The sequence below is a fragment of the Salinibacter sp. 10B genome, assembly GCF_002954405.1.
GTDB lineage: Bacteria > Bacteroidota > Rhodothermia > Rhodothermales > Salinibacteraceae > Salinibacter.
In genome coordinates this window covers 3,681,163-3,700,564 of record NZ_MQWC01000004.1, presented here as the reverse complement: position 1 = coordinate 3,700,564, position 19,402 = coordinate 3,681,163, and the positions used below count along the sequence as shown (strand labels likewise).

Genomic DNA, 19,402 nt, shown 5'->3' with positions numbered 1-19,402 from the left:
ATCTCGACCGCGTAGTCGGTCGTCCCGCCCCCCGGCGCCGTCTTGTAGCTGATTAACCCCGGATACCGCAGGCTCCGCACGTCTACCCCGAACCGGCGGTGATAGTACCGGCACAACAGCTCCCCGCTGCGCTTGGTCACCCCGTAGATCGTCGTCGGGTCCAACACCGTCTGCTGCGGGGTGTTCTCCTTCGGCGTCGACGGCCCGAACACCGCAATCGAAGAGGGCCAAAACACCCGCAGCCCCTCCCCCCGAGCCAGGTCGAGCACATTTTTGAGCCCGCCCATGTTGACCTCCCACGTCCGGTCGGGCTGCTGCTCTCCGGTCGCCGACAGCAGGCTCGCCAGGTGGTAGACCGTCCCGACGTCGTAGGCAGAGATTACCTCCGCAAGGGCCGCCCGGTCCCGCACGTCCGCCTCCTCAAAGGGCCCCTCCCGCGGCTGCCCATTCGACGCCGGCGGCGGCTTCAGGTCCAGGCCCACCACCTGCCGCGCCCCGTGGCGCTCGCGCAGCGCCGCAACCAGCTCGCTGCCAATCTGACCGTTGGCGCCGGTGACCAATATTCGTGACATCTGTTTAGCAATGTGTGGTCTGTGATGAATCCATCGGGAAGCGCCCGCCGGGCAAAATACAGATTGGGCGGTGCTGGACGAACGGTCAGACGCATCTCGGAGGCCTCAGACAAAATTCCTCCTGACGTCGTTACGGCAGACGGTCAAAAGGGATGGCGGGCGGCTGGTCGCTCGATCCTGTATACGAGAAATCCTGATCGAGTGACACAAAGTCGTCGAAGTACCCGCCGTTCCGGAGGTAAAAGGCCCCTTCATCCACACCGCCGGCAAAATCCTCCCGCGTATGCTCGTTTGCAACGCGGTCGCCCGTAAAGGTGGCGCGTCGAATCTCATGCCAGGTGCCCTCGGTCGTCCGCGCCCACTGGTTGTGGTAGTAGGCCTTTCGCTCTTTGTAGCCGTTGCGGTCGATAAAATTCTCCAGGAACGAGTACCATCCCGTCATCCACGAGTCGGTGAGGGGTCGTCGAAACTTCGCAATCAGCCGCCACTCGCCTTCCTGCGGCGGATAGAAGTAGGCGGAATATACCGTATTTCCGTCCCCGTCAGGGCGAGCGCGCGTAAGAAATCGGTACGTTTGTCCTGCCGTCCAGGAGTACGTCAGATACGACTGTCCCCCGGCCCCTTCGCCCCCGAACGTGCCCGCCGTTACATTTTCTCCTTTCTCGACCAGTCGTACCCGCTCGGCGTCCGGAATGGTAGAGGGGTCATCCGTTTCGTGCGGGCTCCAGATGGAAAAGAGGACGCGCCGCTCGTCCGGACTGTTGACCTGGATGCCGAAGTAGCCATGGGCAAAGCCGTTGGCCATAAAGTAGGACCCGACCGGATCGGCTCCCTCCGGCACGGTAATCTCGCTGTACAGCCACTCAAAGTTGTTCTCCTCCGGCAGGCTGTAGTTGAGATGCACCGACGGCCCGCGCCGCGACCAATAGAAGTTATTGTTCTCGTTCGACCGGACGTACTGCACGGGCGTCTCAGAGGGGACGCTCAACACCAGATCTGAGACGTGGGCAAACGTGTCGCCGGATGTTTCCACCCCCTCAAGATCGAATCGCACGTATCCGGTCTCTTCGATGCGCGTTTCGCCGACGGTCACCACTTCGTAGTCGCTGTTGCTAATGGTGGCCGTCTGCTCGTAGTCGCCGGTGCTGAGTCGCACGGTGCTTTCCTGTTCGTCCGGCACCCGGGCCCGGAGCCGCATCGTGACGGATGCCGGCTCCTCAATCTTCACAAACACGCTGAACGTACTCTCGCGGTTCTGCCAGGTCGTAATTCCCTCCTGCGTCACCTCGTCTGGGGCGGCGCCGCTCGTGCGGTAGGCATTGCCCCCAAGCGGGATCGTGAGGGACTTCGCGGAGGGCATCGCGTCGTTATCGCTGAAGGCATTGCAGCCCGGAAGCAGAACCAGCCCTACGGCCGTGCCGAGCAACAGGAGAATGGCAGACAATCGAGAAGAAATGGAGCGCATGACGTGCCATCGGAGAAATGAATGGAAGGAGTGACCTCACATGGGAGAAGGGGCCAAAAACGAAAACCCTCGAAGGGAAAGAGGGGGGAAACGAAAAGAGACCGGAATCCCCTTCGATTCGAGGATCCCGGTCTCGCCCGTATCGAGGACAGCCGGACGCTAAAATGCGCCGTCCGGATCGAAGGACCGATCGGCAGTCATCCAGCGTCCATCCGTAAAGTCCGGCACCTCCACCGGCTCTCCACCCTGATCGATCGACTGCTCGGACAGCGGTCCCAGCACGCTCCACGTTGCGGCATCGTAGACGTCGATGGGCGGCGCAACGCCCTGCTTGATCGACTCCACGAAGGCGTTCCGGACGAAGTAGTCCATGCCGCCGTGCCCCGCCCCTTCGGCCTCCGACTCGTACCGGGTCCAGAGTTCCGCGTCATACTCCTCCTGGTAGCGTTCCCAATCCTCCCACTGATGGGCCGGACTTCGGCCTTCAACGTGAACGCTCTGGTTGTCGACCGTCCAGAGGCCATCGGTGCCCTGCGCCCGGAACCCGAGGGAGTAGGGACGGGGCAGGCTCGTGTCGTGGGTCATGACGATGGACTCCCCATTGGCCGTCGTGATGGTACTCGTCACGATGTCGCCCTGCGCAAAGCGGACATCCGCTTTGGGATGGTCGTCGCTGCCCTCCTCGAGGATGTGGTCGTGCAGGCCACGCGCCTTTGTGGCGGTGGAGGTAAGCCGTTCGAACCGATTGCCGCTGTTGATGTCGAGCCAGTGCGCCACCGGCCCGATGCCGTGGGTCGGATACAGGTCGCCGTTCCGCTTTACGTAGTGCTCGGTACGCCAGCTGGAGACGCTGCCCGTGCCCGGCCCGAACGACGTGTTGTCGTTGAACAGGAAGGGAATGAGGCTGTGCTGGTACCCGCAGCGGCAGTGAATCATTTCTCCGAAGAGGCCCTCGCGAACCATCTTGAGCACGGCCATCACGTCGCGCCGGTAGCACACGTTTTCGAGAAACATGCAGTGCGAGCCGGTCCGCTCGGCGGTGCGCACCAGCTCCCAACATCCCTCAACGGTGGTCGCGGCAGGTACTTCGAGCCCCACGAATTTTCCCTCTTCCATCGCCTCAACCGCCATCGGCACGTGCCAGAGCCACGGCGTGGCAACGATCACCCCGTCGATGTCGTCGCGCGATATGAGGTCGCGATAGGCGCGGTCCCCGTCCCCATATCCCTCTGGTCGGGCACGGCCGGACTGCTGCACGAGGTCCTGTGCACGAGTGAGATTGTCCGACTTGGTGTCGCATACGGCCGGAATATCGACATCCTCGCGCTGGAGGAGGCCCCGGAGATGAGAAGTGCCTCGGGATCCGACCCCGATAAGGCCGATGCTAACGGACGCGTCGCGCGTCTGTCCTACGCTCACGAACGGAGAAAGGGACACCCCAACCCCAGCCGCGGCGGTCGTCTGTAAGAATGATCGTCGATCCATGAGCTCAGGTATTGTTGATGAAGAGTATTCGTGGCAAGTGATGGTGAACACAATCGGTCGCACAACCGGCCCGGTCTCCCGAGTGCGCCTTTTGCTTTACCGGTCAGTCCGGAAACCCGTACAGGGCGGCGGCATTGTCGTGGTACACCGCCTGCAGCACGTCCGGCGGCAGGTCCAGCCCGGTGACGCGAATGGGCTCCACCAATTTGTCCTGCATGACGATGGGGTGGCCGCTCGTCAGATATTCCCAGTGATCGGAGAGCACCGATTCGTACTCCTCCTTTTCCTCAATCTGCTTCTCCTTCGGCACCTGATCGGGGGGATGCTCCACAATCACGTCCGTGCCGTACAGAATGCGATCGGCATATTGCTTGAAAAAGTCTCGGACCTTCGGGGTCGGCTGCGTGACGAGGTCGCCGAAGCGCTCGGCCGTGTCGACGTAGAAGTTGTCGTAGCGCTCCAGTCGGTCGGCCACCATCTCGACGTCGTGGGCCATGCTGCCCAGGTGCGCCCCGACGACAGTGAGTGCCGGATTGTCCTCCAGCCACCGGTCCCGCGCCGCCATGACCTCCGTCCAGTCCGGCACGTCGTCGCACCGGTACATGTGGTACTTCGGATTCTCGCTGTAGAACCGGTAATGCGGGCTGTCCTCGTCGAGGGGCTGCCAGGCGGCCCGCGGCTCGCCGGTGTGGGCAATGACGGGCACATCGCGCTCCGCAAGGAACGCCCAGATCGGCTGAAAGCGGGGATCGTCGATCTGGACGTAGCTGCCGTCCTCGTCACGCACATCCAGCCCGATGTCCTTCCAGACCTTGACTGCCGTGGCGCCGGCCTCCAGGTGACGGTCCAACTGCTCGACCACCCGGTCGGCAACCCCCTCCTCGGTCACCCCGGCGGGATCGAAGCTGGTGCAGAGGCCGACCCGGTCCGGATAGCGCTCCTTCATGGCCACCATCGCCTCCCAGCGTTCGTCCATCGGCCGGTCGAAGAGATCGTCCCCGGTGATGTTGATGACGAGCACCTTTAGTCGCCATTCGTCCAGCAGGTCCTCGAGATAGTCCCGATCGTGAAACAGATGGGTATGGGCGTCGAGCCGCGGTATCGACTGATCGTAAATCATGAAGCCTGAAAATCCGTCGTCAAAGTGAGGGGAAGAAGATCGTGAAGGGGCATCGGCCGGACGCCCGTTAGGCGGCGCTGCGGTCATCCGACGACCCCTCTGCGGCCACCGGCTCATCGTCAGAGAACGAGAGGTAGGGCCAGAGCGCCACAATTCCCCCGAGGGCCCCCGTGGCGATGACGGCACAGACGACCCCGAGCGAAAAGCGCCCGTAGAGGAAGAAGCCCGTGGCGAAGAGCACCCCGTAGATTCCGATCGATCCTAGGAGCGCACAGCTGAGCGCATAGGGCAGGTCCGACGGCGCATCCGGGTCGATGTCCGTCTCCCGTTCCCGCAACACATCGACGACCGGCGCCCAGCCCGGCCCGCCGGGACGAACGGTCGTGTAGAAGTCAATCAGGGTCTTCTCATCGGTGGGGCGGGTGAGGAACGTCACAGCGAGCCAGGCCACCGTCGTGACCGCCACAATGGCCACGAGTCGCTCCCAGTCGACCAGGCTGCCCCCAATCCAGCCAAAGGTGCCCGCCGCCTGAAAATAGATCGCGAGCCCAAAGGAGACGACCATGGCCGTCAGCTCCGTCGCGGCATTGATGCGCCACCAGAACCACCGCAGTAGAAACAGCAGTCCGGTCCCTGCCCCGATCTGCAGAATAATGTTGAAGGCCTGCAGGGCATTTTCGAGGAGGAGGGCGAGGAGGCAGGCGGTCGTCATCAAAACGACAGTCGCAATGCGACCCACCCATACCTGCTGCTCATCCGTCGCGTCCGGCTCAATGAACCGATTGTAGAGGTCGTTCACGACGATGGAGGAGCCCCAATTGACCTGCGACGACATCGTGGACATATAGGCCGCCGCGAGAGACGTGACCACCAGCCCCAGCAGCCCCGGCGGCAACAGCGTCAGCATGGCCGGGTAGGCCATGTCGTTCTGCACCACCCGATCGGGCATGTGGGAAAACTGCGCGCGCAACGACTCCAAGTCCGGAAAGACGACCAGCGATGCCAGGGCCACCAGCACCCACGGCCAGGGGCGCAGGGCGTAATGGGTTGCCGTAAAGAGCAGCGTGGCGCTGACGGCGTTCTCCTCATCCTTTGCCGAGAGCATGCGCTGCACGATGTACCCGCCGCCCCCCGGCTCCGCCCCCGGATAGTACGAGGCCCACCACTGCACGGCAATGGGAATGATAAAGGCCGGAAGCATCTGCTCCCAGGTCATGGTCTCGAATGAGGGCCAGAAGACCATCGCCTCCTGCACCGACGCGTGCGCCATGAGCCCGTCGAGCCCGCCCACTTCCGGGAGCGTGAGCACGTACCAGGCCGCCCCCACCGATCCCACCATCGCCATCGTAAACTGAATCAGGTCGGTCAGGAGCACGCCCGTGAGACCGCCGAGGGCACTGTAGGCCATCGTCACCGACGCAGCGATGACCACCACCTCGACCGGCGACAGCCCGAGCATCACACCGCCGATCTTAATGGCCGCCAGTGTGACGGTTGCCATGATGATCACGTTGAAGACGACGCCGAGGTAGGCAGCCCGGAAGCCCCGAAGTACAGCCGCCAAACGACCGGAGTAGCGCAACTCGTAAAATTCGACGTCCGTGAAGACCCCGGAGCGGCGCCACAGCTTCGCGTAAAGGAAGACCGTGAGCATCCCAGTCAAGAGAAATGCCCACCAGGTCCAGTTGCCCGCGGCCCCCGTCGAGCGAACGATGTCGGCAACCAGGTTCGGGGTGTCCGTCGAGAATGTCGTGGCAACCATCGAAATGCCCAGCAGCCACCATGGCATCTGCTGTTTCCCCAAGAAGAAGCTGCTGAATCCCTCACTGGCCCGCCGGTACACCGCCACGCCAATCGCCAACGAGACGACAAAGTACGCAACCATAATGGCCCAGTCCACGAACGCGAGCTCCATAACTTACACGGCTTGGTTGTGTGCGGCTGTGTGGGCTTCAACCGATGGTGACAGAGGTCACCGGACGGTCCGCCTTTAAATTCGTTTACAGGATCTCCTTCCCTCCCCCCGAACAGACGCTTTCCCTAACGTTTGTCGCCGCTGAACGTGGGCACGTCCTTTCTCGCCAGCGACGAATTGTGGAGCGCCCTTGGTGTCCCCTTCCCCGCATTAAGGTATTATCTCCAAAGGCGGGAACGTCTGACTTCAGACGGGCACTGAGAGCGTCCACGTGCTGGTATCGCTGTTTTAGAGCGGTCCCGGGTCGACGCTCAGTATCATCCGATTGTTTGAGATTAGTCCTACGAATCTAGGACGCGCTCAAGTCGTGCGTTGAAGTCAATCAAGTTGAACGCGTGATAGTATTTCATCATTGCCTGCTTTATCCGCCAAAGCACGAAGTTCTCCGCATCGCGGTGGGCCTCCAGATGTTCATAGAGGCGCTGCCGTGCGGCCTGCACGTCGGGATGGGTCCATACGTACCGACTTCCCGTGCGGACCAGCCACGCGCGACGCTCCTCCTCCAACTCGTCAAACGAGCGCCCCTCTTCGTCGTCGTGCAGCCACTTTTTCCATCGTCCACTCTCCACGACGGCGTCCCGGAGCGCCTCCCGAAGCCCTGAATCTTTCCCAATCTTGCGTTCCAGAGCGACCAGATCCATCAGGGCCTCGTACTCTTCCTCCGTGTATTCCGGCCCCACGTTGGCGCCCCCCATTCCAGCGAGAGGGTAGTCCTCCGGGTTGTCCACGTAGTCGGTATAATGCCCCTTTACGAGAGCGCCGAACGGCTCCGTGCGACGGGTCAGGTCCCGCGCCGTGTCGGGTTCGAAGTACGAGGTGTCGAGATCGGTCCCCACTTTCCCGACCACAAAGCAGGGCCGCGCGGCGTCAAGCCCTCGGTCCTGAAGCCCAGCATCCAGGCCGTCGAGGAACCGATCGAACTTCTCGAGATCTGCCAATCCGCCATGCACTTCCTCGGTCCCCACCTCGTAACTGATCGGGGGACGCCCCTGCTCGCGTCGGTACTGCTCTGCGTGCGCAATGAGTTCGAGCGTGCGCTCCACCACCCAGTCGATCGAGGACGGCTCCCCGGTCGGCGTCCGCCGATCGACGGTCGGATCGATGTGCAGAAGCTCGTAGCCGGCGTCGATGCACGATTCGAGGGAGCGCTTTACGGCGGCCATCGTCTCCTCGAACGAATAGCCTTCCCTCACATGCCGATCCTTCAGCCACGGACCGCCGTGATCGAGACACGGGAGAACCGGCACGTCCACCCCGAGCCGCTCGGCCTCCTGGTCGAGAAAGTCAATGAGCTCGTCGTGGGTCCATCCTGTGTACCCCCCGTCCCGGTCCACCTGATTCAGAGTGGAAGTCAAAAGAAGCGGGGCGTTGGCCTCCTGCGCTGCTCGTAGCGCCGCCTGCGTGACGGCGCGCGAATTGGGGCAGATGGCAAGAAGGCAGGTTTGACGCTCAAAGTGGTCCATGAGCGTCTGAACGAGTGCCCGCACCACTGGGGTATCTTCCTCCTTCATCGTCTGAACGAGAGGATGCTGGTGCTCAAACCTCGAAATGCCTGTATCGGCAGCCATTGATCCAGAGACTTGATGAACGCGTATTTGATTAAATCCCCCCTCCGCAAAGGCACGACGAGCCTTCCTCGGGGTCGGGAGTCCCTCACGCAAAAGCGAACTGCGTACGTTCTTCTGCCCCAATGCACCATGCCCTCCCCCTCACGGCTCATTTCCTCCTCCCTCAAACGCATCTGCCGGATCGTACAACTGCACCCCTTGCACTGTCCGGTTATACAACGCCTTCTCGACGGACGGCTCGTCGACGTTCACCCCGCGGCGATAGGCGGCAAACAACCCGGCCATCTGACCAATCAGCACCGCGATGTTGGTCTGTTGAAGGGGAGGCACGTGTTGCTCTCCGTTGACGTCGTAGGAGAAAATGGACAGGTTGTCCGCCGCTTCGAGGTCCGGCTGCTGCGGAGCGACGACAATCATCTCGGCCCCAATCTCTTCAAAGGCATGCTGATACTGCCGAACGACGTCGAGTTCGTACCGCCGGGTGTAGTTGCGCTCGGACAGGTAGAAAATCACCGCCGAATGTGAATCGACGGCCGAGATGGGTCCGTGGCGAAAGGCGAGCGTATCTTCTGCTCCGGCCAGAATGCGCCCAGCCGTCAACTCTTGCACCTTGAGGGCCGATTCAGTGGCGGCCCCGTACAGATCATTGTTGCCCAGGAAGAAAGCCCGCCGTACGTCCTCCGCCACCAACTCGTCAATCCGGTCGGGATACGTGTCCAGCACCTCTTCTCCTACCTGCGCCGTGTGGTCGATCTGTTCGACGAAGGCATCCATCTCCTCCAGGTGCGCCAGAGCTTGACTGGCCACCACCATGCTGGTATAGGAGCTGGTCATGGCCAATCCCTGATCGTTGGCCGCCTCCGGTAGCACAAGCAGATACACACGGTCGGGGTGTGCGCGAGCAATCTCCGCGAGCGTCCCGTCCCTGTTGCAGGTAATCACCAGATGGCGCCCGGCTTCCCCCATACACTCCAATCCCCCTTTGAGCACCGCCTCGCTTTCCGGACTGTTGCCCGAACGGGCAAAGTGCAGCATCAGCGTCGGTTTCCCCTCCTGAAAGAACAGGTCCGGGTTGGGCGTAATGCGCGTAGTCGACCGGCTTTCGCACGGCGTAGAAAAATGCTTCCGGAGCAAATCCACCACGGAGAGGCCGACGTAGTGCGACGTTCCGGCCCCAGTGAGCAACATTCGGGGACTGTTCTCATCGTACAGGCCCGCTGCCGAAAGAAAGTCCGTGAGCGGCGCCGCATGCTCGCGCACCAGGCGGGCCGTGCGTCGCCACAGGTCGGGCTGCTGTGCAATTTCCCCAGGGGTATGCACCGTCCCGCGATCGGGATTCGGATGGTCCAGCATGTACTGCAGGACGTGACCGTTCGAATCATTTTGTCGTGGCCGTGAAGTGGCCGGAGAGCGTGTATCGTCCACGTAGACTACGTTAGGCTAACAGAAAAGAACCGTGCAGGGAAATCCCGCCGTACCGTTTCCCCGGGCGGGCTCATTCGCGTGCGAATACGCGTTCGCCGACATCCTGGTAGGCGGGATGTTCAGTCCAGGCCCGTGCCGTTGTATTGGCTTCTAAAAGTCGCTCAACGCGAGGCTTCCCAACCTCCTCCATAAAGCGTGTCATAGCGTCCTCGTCCGGGGCATAGTCGACTACGTCCTTCCAGACGGCACGTCCGCAGAGAAAACCGCTAGCGCCAGCCCCGTTCGCAAATTTCAAGGTCTCGACGAACTCGTCCATTCCAACCCCCGAACTCAAAATGACCCAGGGCACCCCTGCCGCCTGATCGAGACGAGCACAGGCCTGCTCGACGGCGGCTCGGTCGTAGACCGCCGTTCCTTTTGCAAACGCGGCGTCCTGGTATTCCTCGACATACTTCAAATTGGCGGGAAACTCCAGCTTGAGCACGTCCACCTGGTACCGGGGATCGGAAAACGTTTCGGCCGCATCAATCACCAGATCCGGCTTTTTCCGTGCCTGCAGGGCCGCATCGTCCGCCGCCTCGCCCAGCGGATACGTGACCACCTCCAGGATGAGGGGAAGTCCCGCCTCCTCACAGGCCTCTCCGACCGACGCTACAATGTTTTGCTCATGCCGGCAGGTCTCCTCCGATGCGTCCGGATGGTGATAGATCAAGAGCTTGAGCGCATCGGCTCCTTCCCGTACCATCCGAGCCGGGGACCACTCCTCAAGCAGACGCGACCGTCGCTCTCCTTCGCTCGTCCCCACGTATCCGGTTTCTTCGCCAGACAAAAGCACGCCGTTGGAGGCCGGAAGCAGGTCCATCGATGCGGGGTAGCCGTACAGCGGGTCGGTCAACAATCCGCTGGCCATGGGCGCAACGGCCCGCGTCACCACGCGCTTGACCTGCCGCAGCTGCTCCGGCGCGACCTCGGACGGATCGGTGCCATCCTTCCGAGCAAACATGCGCCGCAACGACCCTCGCTGGTCAATGGCGAGCATAGAAAACCGGTCGTTCGAGTCGCTCAATCGCTTGAGCCGCCGGTACTTTCCCGGCGTCAATGAATCTGGAATAGGCACGATACAATCTGTTCTGATGGTGGGAATACAAGTCAACGGTGCAGCCCATGGAGCGGCAGAGACCGGAACCGGGACCGTTCTACGTTCCTGCTCGTCCCCGCCCACAGGCGCATACGAACAAGGAGCTACTCATGATGGTCGTCCGCAAAGGCCCAGAACCGTTCGGCGTCTTCAAAAGCCGCCGTGCCGCCGGCTGCCTGTGTTGAATATGCCCCTGTTACCAGGCCAAACTCAATGCATTCGGCCACTGTCTTTCCCTTCAGGTATTGTCGCAAAAATCCTGCATTGAAGCTGTCGCCGGCCCCGACAGCATCCACAGGCTCGACGTGCGGGGGAGAAAACGACCGGGTCTGCGCCCCTTTCCGCAGCTTTGCTCCGTCACTGCCACAGGTGACCACAACAGCCCCGGCCCACTCAGCGAGCACCGCCATTGCCCGGTCGAGATGCTCTTCCCCGGCAATCCGCCGCGCCTCCTCATCGTTCGGCAGAAAGATGTCTACCGCATCGAGAATGTCGAGAATGCCGCCGTCCCACGTTTCGTCCGGATCCCAGTTCGTGTCTAGCGAGGTTGTCAGCCCATCTGCCTTTGCCCGCCGGAAGAGGGCACCAACGTCCGGCTGAAGACCCGTCTGCAGGTAGAAGGACGACAGGTGCAGATGGTCGGCCTGCCGCACGTACTCCCAGGGAATGTCCGCAATGGTGAGCGCCTCCATCGCCCCGGGATACGTAATCATCCCTCGGTCGTCCTCATGAGTATAGATGACCGTCAGACCGGTTGTCTGCTCAGGGGTCGGTCGGATATAGCGCCGGTCGATGCCGCGGTCCTCCAGGCGCTCGAGAACAAAATCCCCAAACACATCATCCCCCACCCGCCCAACAAACCCCACGTCGACGCCTATAGCACTAGCGTTCGACGCCAAGATGGCCGACGAACTCCCCAGGGTGAGGGTCATCCGTTCGGCCACTCGCTCCGTTCCAAGCTCGGGGAGCGAATGCACCTCCTCCATTATGAGATCGGCGTTCAGCTCGCCGACAACGACAAGCGAAGGGCGTTCCACGTTGGACTGAGAGATTCGTGCAGAAGCATCGCGACAGTTTACCTCAAAATGGCAGCCGCCCGGAGAGGGCAGCCCCACCCGCCTCCCGAGCTCGCAGAAACCCGGGAGGCGACCGGCGGCCAAGCGTCCCCTACGGATTCTGCGTCATGTCCGTCAGTTCCGTCTCGCGCTCCGGAATAAAGTGAACCACGCGCGGATGATCGGCCGGGATGGTCTGCGTCGGCGGACTGGTCGACGTATTCAGGCCAGGGGCGATGTTCGTCTCGGTGTGGACGCCGGGGTACTCTCGCACCATTGGCCGTCCGTTGCGCCAGAGATCAAGCGCCCGATGCCCTTCAAAGGCAAACTCGAGGCGACGCTCCTGCAGCACCACGTCGAGGGCACTGAGCGATCCATCCAGGTCACTCTGATCGTAGAGCGCTTCTCCGCTCAATCCGGCCCGCTTTCGGATCGTGTTCACGTCTTGGAGGGCCTTTTGGTCATTGTTGAGCTTCGCATTCGCCTCTGCGCGGTTGAGGTACATCTCGGCCAACCGCAGGAGGACGGGGGAGGAAAGGGTCACGACCCCACTCTGGCCCGTAAACTTCTTGACGTAGTATACGGGATAGCCGTTGCGCTGCTGCAAGACTGGCTCTCCGTTTTCGCGCACGATGTCTCCGTTCTCGTCGCGCTTGTATTTCGGCTCAATGAATCCGCTCCGAATGTCGTTCGGGTGCCGATTCAGCAGATCGCGGTACTCCTTGGAGGCGAACATTTCTCCCCATCCCGTTCCCTCCGGACTCGAGTAGTACATGGACCCAATCGCACCGAAGCCTTTGTCATCTTCCTCCGTGTGCTTGAGCGCGAAAATGGTCTGCGGGTTTTCCTCCGGCGGCCGAGTAGGCCACGTTACGTACTGCGTCGAGTCCTGGATGAGAGTGTACCGGTCAGAGTTGATGACCCGGTTTGCGTAGTCGATCGCATTCTGATTCTCCTCCATGTAGAGGTAGACGCGCGAGAGCAGGGCCTCCGCCACCTCCTGGGAGGCATAGGCGTTGGACTTCGGCTGGTTCATGAGATCCACTGCCGTCTTCAAGTCCTCGACAATGAAGTCGTACACCTCTCCCACCGTGTTGCGCGACACCTCTTTGTTGGGGTCGGGCGCCCGGCGGATCGGAATGCCAAGGTTGTCCCGCCCCTGTGGATAGGGCCGCCCGAAAATGTTCACCAGCTGGAAGTGGACCAGGGCGCGCAGGAAGTGGTTCTCACCAAGCAACTGGTCGCGCTCCTCGGACTGCCCCGCGTCGACCTGCGAAATCACCCGATTGGCCCCGTAGATGACCTGATACCCCCAGTTCCAGAGATTCTGAGCGTTGGCCTGGTTCTTCGTATGCCCGAAGGTGTACGAGAGGAAGAGCGGGTCGGTCGTCGATCCACTGAGGGAGATATTGTCCCCCGCAAACTCCTTCATGTAGAAGAGGTGGCGGTTGTAGCTGTAGTACCCAAATCCGCCGGTGGTGCTGATTAGCCGCTTGTAGTTGCCCTGCGTGGCCGCTTCCAGCCCTTCGATAGTGCTCAGCGCTTCCTCCGGAGGCAGCCCCTCGTTCGGATTTACGCTACCGGGACCGTCGCAGCCGACCACGACCGCGAAGAGCGCTAGGCAGAACAATGCGCGAGGTATAAATTGGCCCTGAGAAATCATATCCAGAGTGTCACTTGTAATCCAGGTTGACCGAAGTGCTCGCCCGGTGATCGCAGCGAGAACGTGCCCCCAGCCCGACGAAGGCCGGCGTGTTTTCTAGACGTCGTTGTCGACGCATTCGAGGACGTTAGAAGTTCAGCCCGACCCCGACCATCACCTTCCGACTGATCGGATACTTCGTGCCTGCGGTGCCGCTCAGTCCCACTTCCGGATCCATTCCCGAGAAGTCGGTGAAGGTGAGAAGATTATCGCCACTGACGTAAATGCGGGCCGACTGCAGGTTCAGTGAGTTGGCCCACGCGCTCGGGACGTTGTAGGAGAGCCGCACGTTCTTCAATCGCAGATAGCTTCCGTCCTCCAGGTACCGAGAGGAGGGCGAGTTGGAGTTGTTGTTGCCCCCCGGCGTCGGCTTGGGGTGCGTGGCGTCGTCGCCCGGCTCCTGCCAGCGGCTCCAGTCCTCGTCCAGCTCCATGTAGTTGTAGGTGAGGTACGCGCCGTCGGAATCGAAGAGCTCGCGGGCGCTGTGGTACACCTCATTTCCGTAAACGAAGTTGACGAAGGCGCTGAGGGTGAAGCCCTTGTACTCTACCGTGTTGCGGAGCCCGCCGGTAAAGTCTGGTGTGGCACTGCCCACGGCTTGCAGGGTCGCCTCGTTATAGTTGCTTGTCAACTCGACCCCAGTCACGTTCCCCTCCGAATCGGTCACCTCTTTCTCCCAAAGGGGCCGTCCCGTCTCGGGATCGACGCCGGCCCACTTGCGCAGGTACCAGGTCCGGAGATCCTTTCCTTCGATGATGCGCTGATTGCCGGCCAGCACCGGCTCGCCCCCGGCCAGCTCGAGCACCTCATTGTCGTTGAAGCCGATGTTGAAGTCGGTCGTCCACCGCACGGCCCGTTCCAGATTCGTCGTCGAGAGCGCCACCTCAAGCCCGCGGTTGCGTACCGACCCCACGTTTTCAATCCGGCTCGTGAATCCTGTCACCCCCGACTGCGGGACGTCCTGTAGCAGATCTTCGTTGACGCGCTGGTAAACGTCGATAGACAAGTCTACGCGGTCGAATGCGTTGAAGTCAATCCCCACGTTGGTCTTCTTGGCCACCTCCCAGGTCAAGTTCGGGTTGCCCAAGCGAACCGGGCGTGATCCCGTAGCGCCATCGTATGGGGACTGGAAGCTGTAAACTTCCCGCGAGACGAAGTTGCCGATCTGTGCGTTTCCGGTCGTGCCGTAGCTGGCCCGGAGCTTGAACTCTTCAAGCCAGTCCTGTCCGGACAAAAACGCCTCGTTGCTCACCATCCACGAGCCTGCCACCGAGTAGAAGTTTCCGTACCGGTTGTTGGACCCAAAGCGTGAGGAGCCGTCCCGCCGGAAGGAGACCGACGCGAAGTAGGTCTTGTTGTAGTCGTAGTTGGCCTGCGAGAAGCCCGAGACAAAGATGCTCTTCGTTGCACTTCCGCCAATAGAGACCGGCTCAGACGACACGTCGAGAATGCTGAGCCCCGGGAAAATCCCCCCGCCTTCAGCGTTGAATCCGTCATAATGGTTGTACTCATACTCGAACCCGAGGATGGCCTCCGTATTGTGATTCCCGAAGCTCCGGTCAAAGGTGAACTGGTTGGAGGTCAGAAGCGTGCTGCTGTTGGAGAAGTAGTCGTAAACCTCCCCGTCGTTCACACTGCCCGCCTGGGTTCGTGCATCCCGGTACTGCAGCCCGTCATCCCGTTGAAGGGTGGCCTGATTCGTCGTTTCCAGCGTGACGGAAGGCAGAACGCTGTACTCCAGTGTCACCGTGCCGTTGAAGTCGTACTCTTCCCCTTGCGAATAATTGTACTGAAGCGGGTAGAGGAAATTTGACTGATCCCGCCCAATCCAGCTGTCCTCACGCCCGGTGCGCAGCGATCCGTCGCTGGCGTAGGGCGAGTCCCAGGGAAGATTGGTATAGGCTTCGTAAAGCGTGCCGGCCGGATTATCGTCCTCGAACGTGTACCGTCCGTTGATGCGGGTGTCGACGATGAGGTCTTCCGTGATGTTGTGGCTAATGTTCAGCCGCCCCCCAAACCGATTCAGATTGTCTTCGATGAGGGTTCCCTCCTCACGATAATAACTCCCGGCGATGTAGAACGAGGTACTTTCCGTTCCCCCGGACACCGAAGCCTCCACGTTGTTGGTCGTAGCCGTCCGGAAGGCAAGGTCCTGCCAGTCCGTATTCTGCGTAAAGTCGTCATCGGCGTATGTCGACTCCATCTGGTCGTGGAGGTCGTTCAGCTGGGAGGCGTTCATGACGTCGAAGTTGCCCGTCGTCTTCTCACTAACGCCTGAGCTGACTTGAATGTCGACGGTCGTTTCGCCCCCACGGGTTCCCTGCTTGGTGTTGATAACGACCACGCCGTTGGCTGCACGAGACCCGTAGAGGGCCGTGGCCGCGGCGTCCTTCAAGACCGTGACGGACTCGATATTGCTCGGGTCGGGTAGCACGCCCCCGGAAATCGTTCCGTCCACAACGTACAGCGGATCGGCCCCGGCACTAATCGACCCCGTGCCTCGAACCCGGATCGACGGTTCCGCGCCCGGGTCGCCGGACCCCGTCGTCACGTACAGTCCTGCACTCTTCCCCTGCAGAAGGCTCGTCGCATCGTTCGCCGTCACGTCTTCCAGCTCTGCTTCCCCGACGGTTTCCATCGAGCTCGTCAGCTCCCGCCGGCTCTTCTCCGTGTACCCGACGACGATCATCTCGTCGAGATCGCCGACGGACGACTGGAGCGCAAAGTTCACTTCCGTCGTTTCTCCGCCCGCAACTTCAATGTCTCGGCTCTGGTCTCTGTACCCAACGAACGAGGCCGCCAGTGTATATTCCCCCGGCTCGACGCCCTCGATCGCAAAAGTACCATCGGCCCCGGTGGCCGTCCCGCGATTCGTTCCCTGAATCACAACATTGACTCCGGGCAGTGGCTGACTGTCCGCTGCGCTCGTCACCTGTCCTTCAATGCGTCCCGTTTCCTGTGCCGCGGCTCGGCCTGGGACCAGTACCGCCGCGATCATGAGGAAGATGCCGAGAAGACCGGCACATTGAACTCCCCCCTGTAACGATTCGTGGCCCCACAATGGGACCCCATTGGGAAAAATTTGACTGACACGATCCATCATGGCTGTTTCGGTCATGGATTTGGCAGGACCCTACGATGCGTGATCGGAAACGCACATTTGTGAAGCCGCTTCGTCAGCTCAGAAAACATGCGCCTTCCGTCACTTCCTCGTCTCAATACGCAGAAACGCTCGGCGAGGGCTCCCGCTCGAATTCTCCTCGACGGGAGTCGGTCTTGACTTCACACGTACTTGGTAACCTGCAGATTACGAATACGCAAGCAAACGATTACGTATTGCCTTTACTTCACTCTTATTTCAAAACATTTCGTAAGATAAAATAACTGGGACACCTTTCGCCCTGCTAATATGAAACCAAATGATTTTCGCTCTTTCCTGTGTGTCCACGACAACCGCCGCTTTTTTTCTCTCTTCTCCCGGCAAGGTCCTGTACCCCCCGGGATTGCGCCCCCTTCTCACGTTCTTTTCCCTCAGCCATCGGGGAATCGCCCCAATAAGCCGCCTCTCTTTTGAACTCTTTCCACCGTTCGGGAATAGACTGAGAAAGCAACATCTCCAAAACGTGCCGCTCCCATGTCTCCTCCCAGTCCCGCCGAACGCCGCAGCTACGCCCTCGATCAGCTTGAGGAGCAAGGACACGTTTCGGTTAATGAGTTGAGCGGGGACCTCGGCGTGTCAGACGTAACGATTCGAAAGGACCTCCAATTTTTGGAAGATCAGGACCTCCTCATCCGAACACACGGGGGCGCCATCCCTGCCAACCAGTTCGCGTACGACGTCCCGTTCGAGGAGAAGGCCCAGCGCCAGAAGGAGGAAAAGCGCCGAATCGGCAAGACGGCAGCGGGAATGGTGACCGACCAGGACACCTTGATTCTGGACTCGGGTACCACCACCCTCCAGATCGTGCGGCAGATTAAAGACAGAAACGTGGAGGACATTACGATCTCCACGAACTCGATCCACATTGCCCTGGAAACGGTGGGCATCCCCGCCCTGAAAGTTCTTCTGCTCGGAGGCACCGTTCGCTCAAAGTCGGCGTCCGTGGTGGGCCCGTACGCCGAGAAAATGCTGCGCGATCATGCCTTTAGCAAGCTCTTCCTCGCCGGCGATGGATTTGACATCGATCACGGGCTCACGACGACCGACGACCGGGAGGCGTACCTGAATCAACTGATGATCGAATCCGCCGAGCAAACCATCGTCGTGGTAGACTCCTCGAAGTTCGGTCGACGGGGGCTATGCCGGATCTGTGAAACGTCCGCTATGGACGTCGTCATCACCGATGCGGTGCCGGATGGTGTGGACCGGCGACTGCGAGAAAGCGGTGTTCAGGTTGTAATCGCCTGACTCCCCCTTGCCGCTGCCCCCTCTTCTGCCGACACTCGGAACGAGCCCCGGAGGAGCGGCGAGACCTCTCGTCGCCTCTGTGTGTTCGGATTATTGCCTGAATGAAGAAATGAGACTCACTCGGAAGTGCCCTCCTGCAACCGAGCCCGCAATTGTCCGCTCAGTCGAAGCAACTCCACCTCGGCCTGCTTGGCCTCAAACTGCGCATTGAGCAGACGACTCTCAGCCTGGATGAACTGCTCTTGTACCTCTCGTAGCTCTACGCTCGTGATGGTGCCCACTTCAAACTGCTCCAGGGCGACGTCCACATTCGCCCGCACGGCATCAAGGGTTTGCTCCTCCAGCTGCACCAATCGGAGACGATTGCGATAGCGTTCGAACGCGCTCGTGAGGGCTGTCATTAGCTGTGAACGCACGTCCTCGACGGCCAGGCGGGCGTTGGTGGCACGAATTTCGGCGTTCTGGGTGCGACGCCAGCGATTGAATCCGTCGAAGAGGTTGAAGGTGAGGGACGCGCCGTAGGTCACTTCTGTGCTCTGGCTCTCCTGCAGAAAACCGCTCTCGGCCTCGAGCTGGGAATAGCCGAGCCCCGCGGTGAGGTCGATGGTCGGAAAAAAGTCCGCCCGAACCTCGCGCCGTTCGGCCTGCGCCTGCCGCAGGGCCTCCCGCGCCTGAGCAAGGGCCGGACTCTCCTGAAAAGCCGTGCCCTGCAACGACGCATACGATAGGGTGGTATCGACCTCAATCGTTGACGTAACGGCATACCGGGTCGATGCGTCATCCGATCGACCCAAGAGTTGATTGAGCCGGCTCTTGGCGTTGGTCAGCTCCACCTCCTGACGCAGCACCGCCGCCGAGTCGGCATTGAGGTCGACCTGCGCCTGCCGCACCTGCAATTTGGAGCCAGCCCCGACCTCTGCCTGCAGCTCAGCGATGCGAAGCCGCTCCCGCGAAATAGAGAGCGCCTCGCGCAACACAGCCAGCTGCTGCTGTCGTCGGGCCACATCGTAGTAGCCCTCAATTACGTCGGCGGTAAGAACCCCCAACTCCTCGTCGGTAGCCGCCGCCTGTCGATCGCGTTCCGCTCGGAGCCGATCGTAGGTTGCAAAGGGGCGCAGACCATCGAAAACCGTCCACCGGAGATCTGCCCCAGCGTTTGCCTGCGTGGATTGGGCCCCATCCGTATTCTGGGTCTCCCCCGTCAGAAACGTCTGCTCTGAGTTGGCAATCGTTTCCGTGTATCCGGCCTGCCCACTCAGCGTCGGCAAAAACCCAGCATTTCCCACGGAGGCATTGTTCTCGGCGATGTCTACCCGGCGCCGCGCGATCCGGGCCTGCGGATTGCTCTCAAGGGCCTGTTGCACAGCGGTATCGAGGCGTAGAGTATCGGGAACCTCTTGAGCCTGAGCAGGAGATACGAAGAGCGTGCCTCCGCCCAAAAGGAGAAGCGCAAAACCGAGACGAAAGAGGGTATTCATGTACGGGAGAC

Annotated in this window: 13 protein-coding genes; 1 reads left to right on the top strand and 12 read right to left on the bottom strand. The window is 61.0% G+C overall.

Annotation, left to right across the window (positions count from 1 at the left end):
• From BSZ35_RS19965 to BSZ35_RS14985, 11 genes are all read right to left on the bottom strand, one after another.
• Window positions 1-572, bottom strand: a 572-nt coding sequence (locus BSZ35_RS19965) for an NAD-dependent epimerase/dehydratase family protein (RefSeq protein WP_258096664.1), incomplete at its 3' end; no start/stop codon positions are given.
• 130 nt (window positions 573-702) lie between these two features.
• Window positions 703-2,037, bottom strand: a complete 1,335-nt coding sequence (locus BSZ35_RS15035) for a DUF3472 domain-containing protein (RefSeq protein WP_105013206.1) — start codon at window positions 2,035-2,037, stop codon at window positions 703-705.
• A 159-nt stretch (window positions 2,038-2,196) separates the two neighbouring features.
• A complete protein-coding gene (locus tag BSZ35_RS15030) occupies window positions 2,197-3,522 on the bottom strand; it encodes a Gfo/Idh/MocA family oxidoreductase (protein WP_105013205.1) in 1,326 nt (441 codons plus the stop codon).
• A 103-nt stretch (window positions 3,523-3,625) separates the two neighbouring features.
• Window positions 3,626-4,642, bottom strand: coding sequence for an amidohydrolase family protein (locus tag BSZ35_RS15025; RefSeq protein ID WP_181149367.1), 1,017 nt, complete (start codon window positions 4,640-4,642; stop codon window positions 3,626-3,628).
• 67 nt (window positions 4,643-4,709) lie between these two features.
• On the bottom strand, window positions 4,710-6,557 hold the full coding sequence (locus tag BSZ35_RS19960) for a sodium:solute symporter family protein (protein WP_105013203.1): 1,848 nt from the start codon (window positions 6,555-6,557) through the stop codon (window positions 4,710-4,712).
• A 341-nt stretch (window positions 6,558-6,898) separates the two neighbouring features.
• Complete coding sequence (locus BSZ35_RS15015) at window positions 6,899-8,185, bottom strand: class II D-tagatose-bisphosphate aldolase, non-catalytic subunit (RefSeq protein ID WP_105013202.1); 1,287 nt, start codon at window positions 8,183-8,185, stop codon at window positions 6,899-6,901.
• Window positions 8,186-8,326: 141 nt separating this feature from the next.
• Complete coding sequence (locus BSZ35_RS19955; protein ID WP_258096660.1) at window positions 8,327-9,538, bottom strand: SIS domain-containing protein; 1,212 nt, start codon at window positions 9,536-9,538, stop codon at window positions 8,327-8,329.
• 142 nt (window positions 9,539-9,680) lie between these two features.
• Entirely contained in the window at window positions 9,681-10,727 is a 1,047-nt protein-coding gene (locus BSZ35_RS15000; RefSeq protein WP_105013201.1) for a tagatose 1,6-diphosphate aldolase, read from the bottom strand.
• Window positions 10,728-10,852: 125 nt separating this feature from the next.
• Window positions 10,853-11,785: a carbohydrate kinase family protein gene (locus BSZ35_RS14995; protein ID WP_105013200.1), complete on the bottom strand. Its 933-nt coding sequence runs from the start codon at window positions 11,783-11,785 to the stop codon at window positions 10,853-10,855.
• A gap of 130 nt (window positions 11,786-11,915) precedes the next feature.
• Window positions 11,916-13,466: a RagB/SusD family nutrient uptake outer membrane protein gene (locus tag BSZ35_RS14990; protein ID WP_105013199.1), complete on the bottom strand. Its 1,551-nt coding sequence runs from the start codon at window positions 13,464-13,466 to the stop codon at window positions 11,916-11,918.
• A 127-nt stretch (window positions 13,467-13,593) separates the two neighbouring features.
• Window positions 13,594-16,608 (bottom strand): SusC/RagA family TonB-linked outer membrane protein, encoded by a 3,015-nt coding sequence (locus BSZ35_RS14985; protein ID WP_181149366.1) that lies wholly within the window; start codon window positions 16,606-16,608, stop codon window positions 13,594-13,596.
• Between the two features lie 531 nt (window positions 16,609-17,139).
• Here BSZ35_RS14985 and BSZ35_RS14980 point away from each other — a divergent pair.
• On the top strand, window positions 17,140-17,913 hold the full coding sequence (locus tag BSZ35_RS14980; protein ID WP_105013197.1) for a DeoR/GlpR family DNA-binding transcription regulator: 774 nt from the start codon (window positions 17,140-17,142) through the stop codon (window positions 17,911-17,913).
• A gap of 116 nt (window positions 17,914-18,029) precedes the next feature.
• Here the strand turns inward: BSZ35_RS14980 and BSZ35_RS14975 are convergent, their stop codons facing one another.
• Window positions 18,030-19,391 (bottom strand): TolC family protein, encoded by a 1,362-nt coding sequence (locus BSZ35_RS14975; protein WP_105013196.1) that lies wholly within the window; start codon window positions 19,389-19,391, stop codon window positions 18,030-18,032.
• Window positions 19,392-19,402: the final 11 nt, after the last annotated feature.

Bases quoted from the DNA above. Each gene is read 5' to 3' on its own strand.
- BSZ35_RS15035 (WP_105013206.1), bottom strand. From the start codon at position 2,037: ATGCGCTCCATTTCTTCTCGATTGTCTGCCATTCTCCTGTTGCTCGGC.
- BSZ35_RS15030 (WP_105013205.1), bottom strand. From the start codon at position 3,522: ATGGATCGACGATCATTCTTACAGACGACCGCCGCGGCTGGGGTTGGG.
- BSZ35_RS15025 (WP_181149367.1), bottom strand. From the start codon at position 4,642: ATGATTTACGATCAGTCGATACCGCGGCTCGACGCCCATACCCATCTG.
- BSZ35_RS19960 (WP_105013203.1), bottom strand. From the start codon at position 6,557: ATGGAGCTCGCGTTCGTGGACTGGGCCATTATGGTTGCGTACTTTGTC.
- BSZ35_RS15015 (WP_105013202.1), bottom strand. From the start codon at position 8,185: ATGGCTGCCGATACAGGCATTTCGAGGTTTGAGCACCAGCATCCTCTC.
- BSZ35_RS19955 (WP_258096660.1), bottom strand. From the start codon at position 9,538: ATGCTGGACCATCCGAATCCCGATCGCGGGACGGTGCATACCCCTGGG.
- BSZ35_RS14990 (WP_105013199.1), bottom strand. From the start codon at position 13,466: ATGATTTCTCAGGGCCAATTTATACCTCGCGCATTGTTCTGCCTAGCG.
- BSZ35_RS14985 (WP_181149366.1), bottom strand. From the start codon at position 16,608: ATGATGGATCGTGTCAGTCAAATTTTTCCCAATGGGGTCCCATTGTGG.
- BSZ35_RS14980 (WP_105013197.1), top strand. From the start codon at position 17,140: ATGTCTCCTCCCAGTCCCGCCGAACGCCGCAGCTACGCCCTCGATCAG.
- BSZ35_RS14975 (WP_105013196.1), bottom strand. From the start codon at position 19,391: ATGAATACCCTCTTTCGTCTCGGTTTTGCGCTTCTCCTTTTGGGCGGA.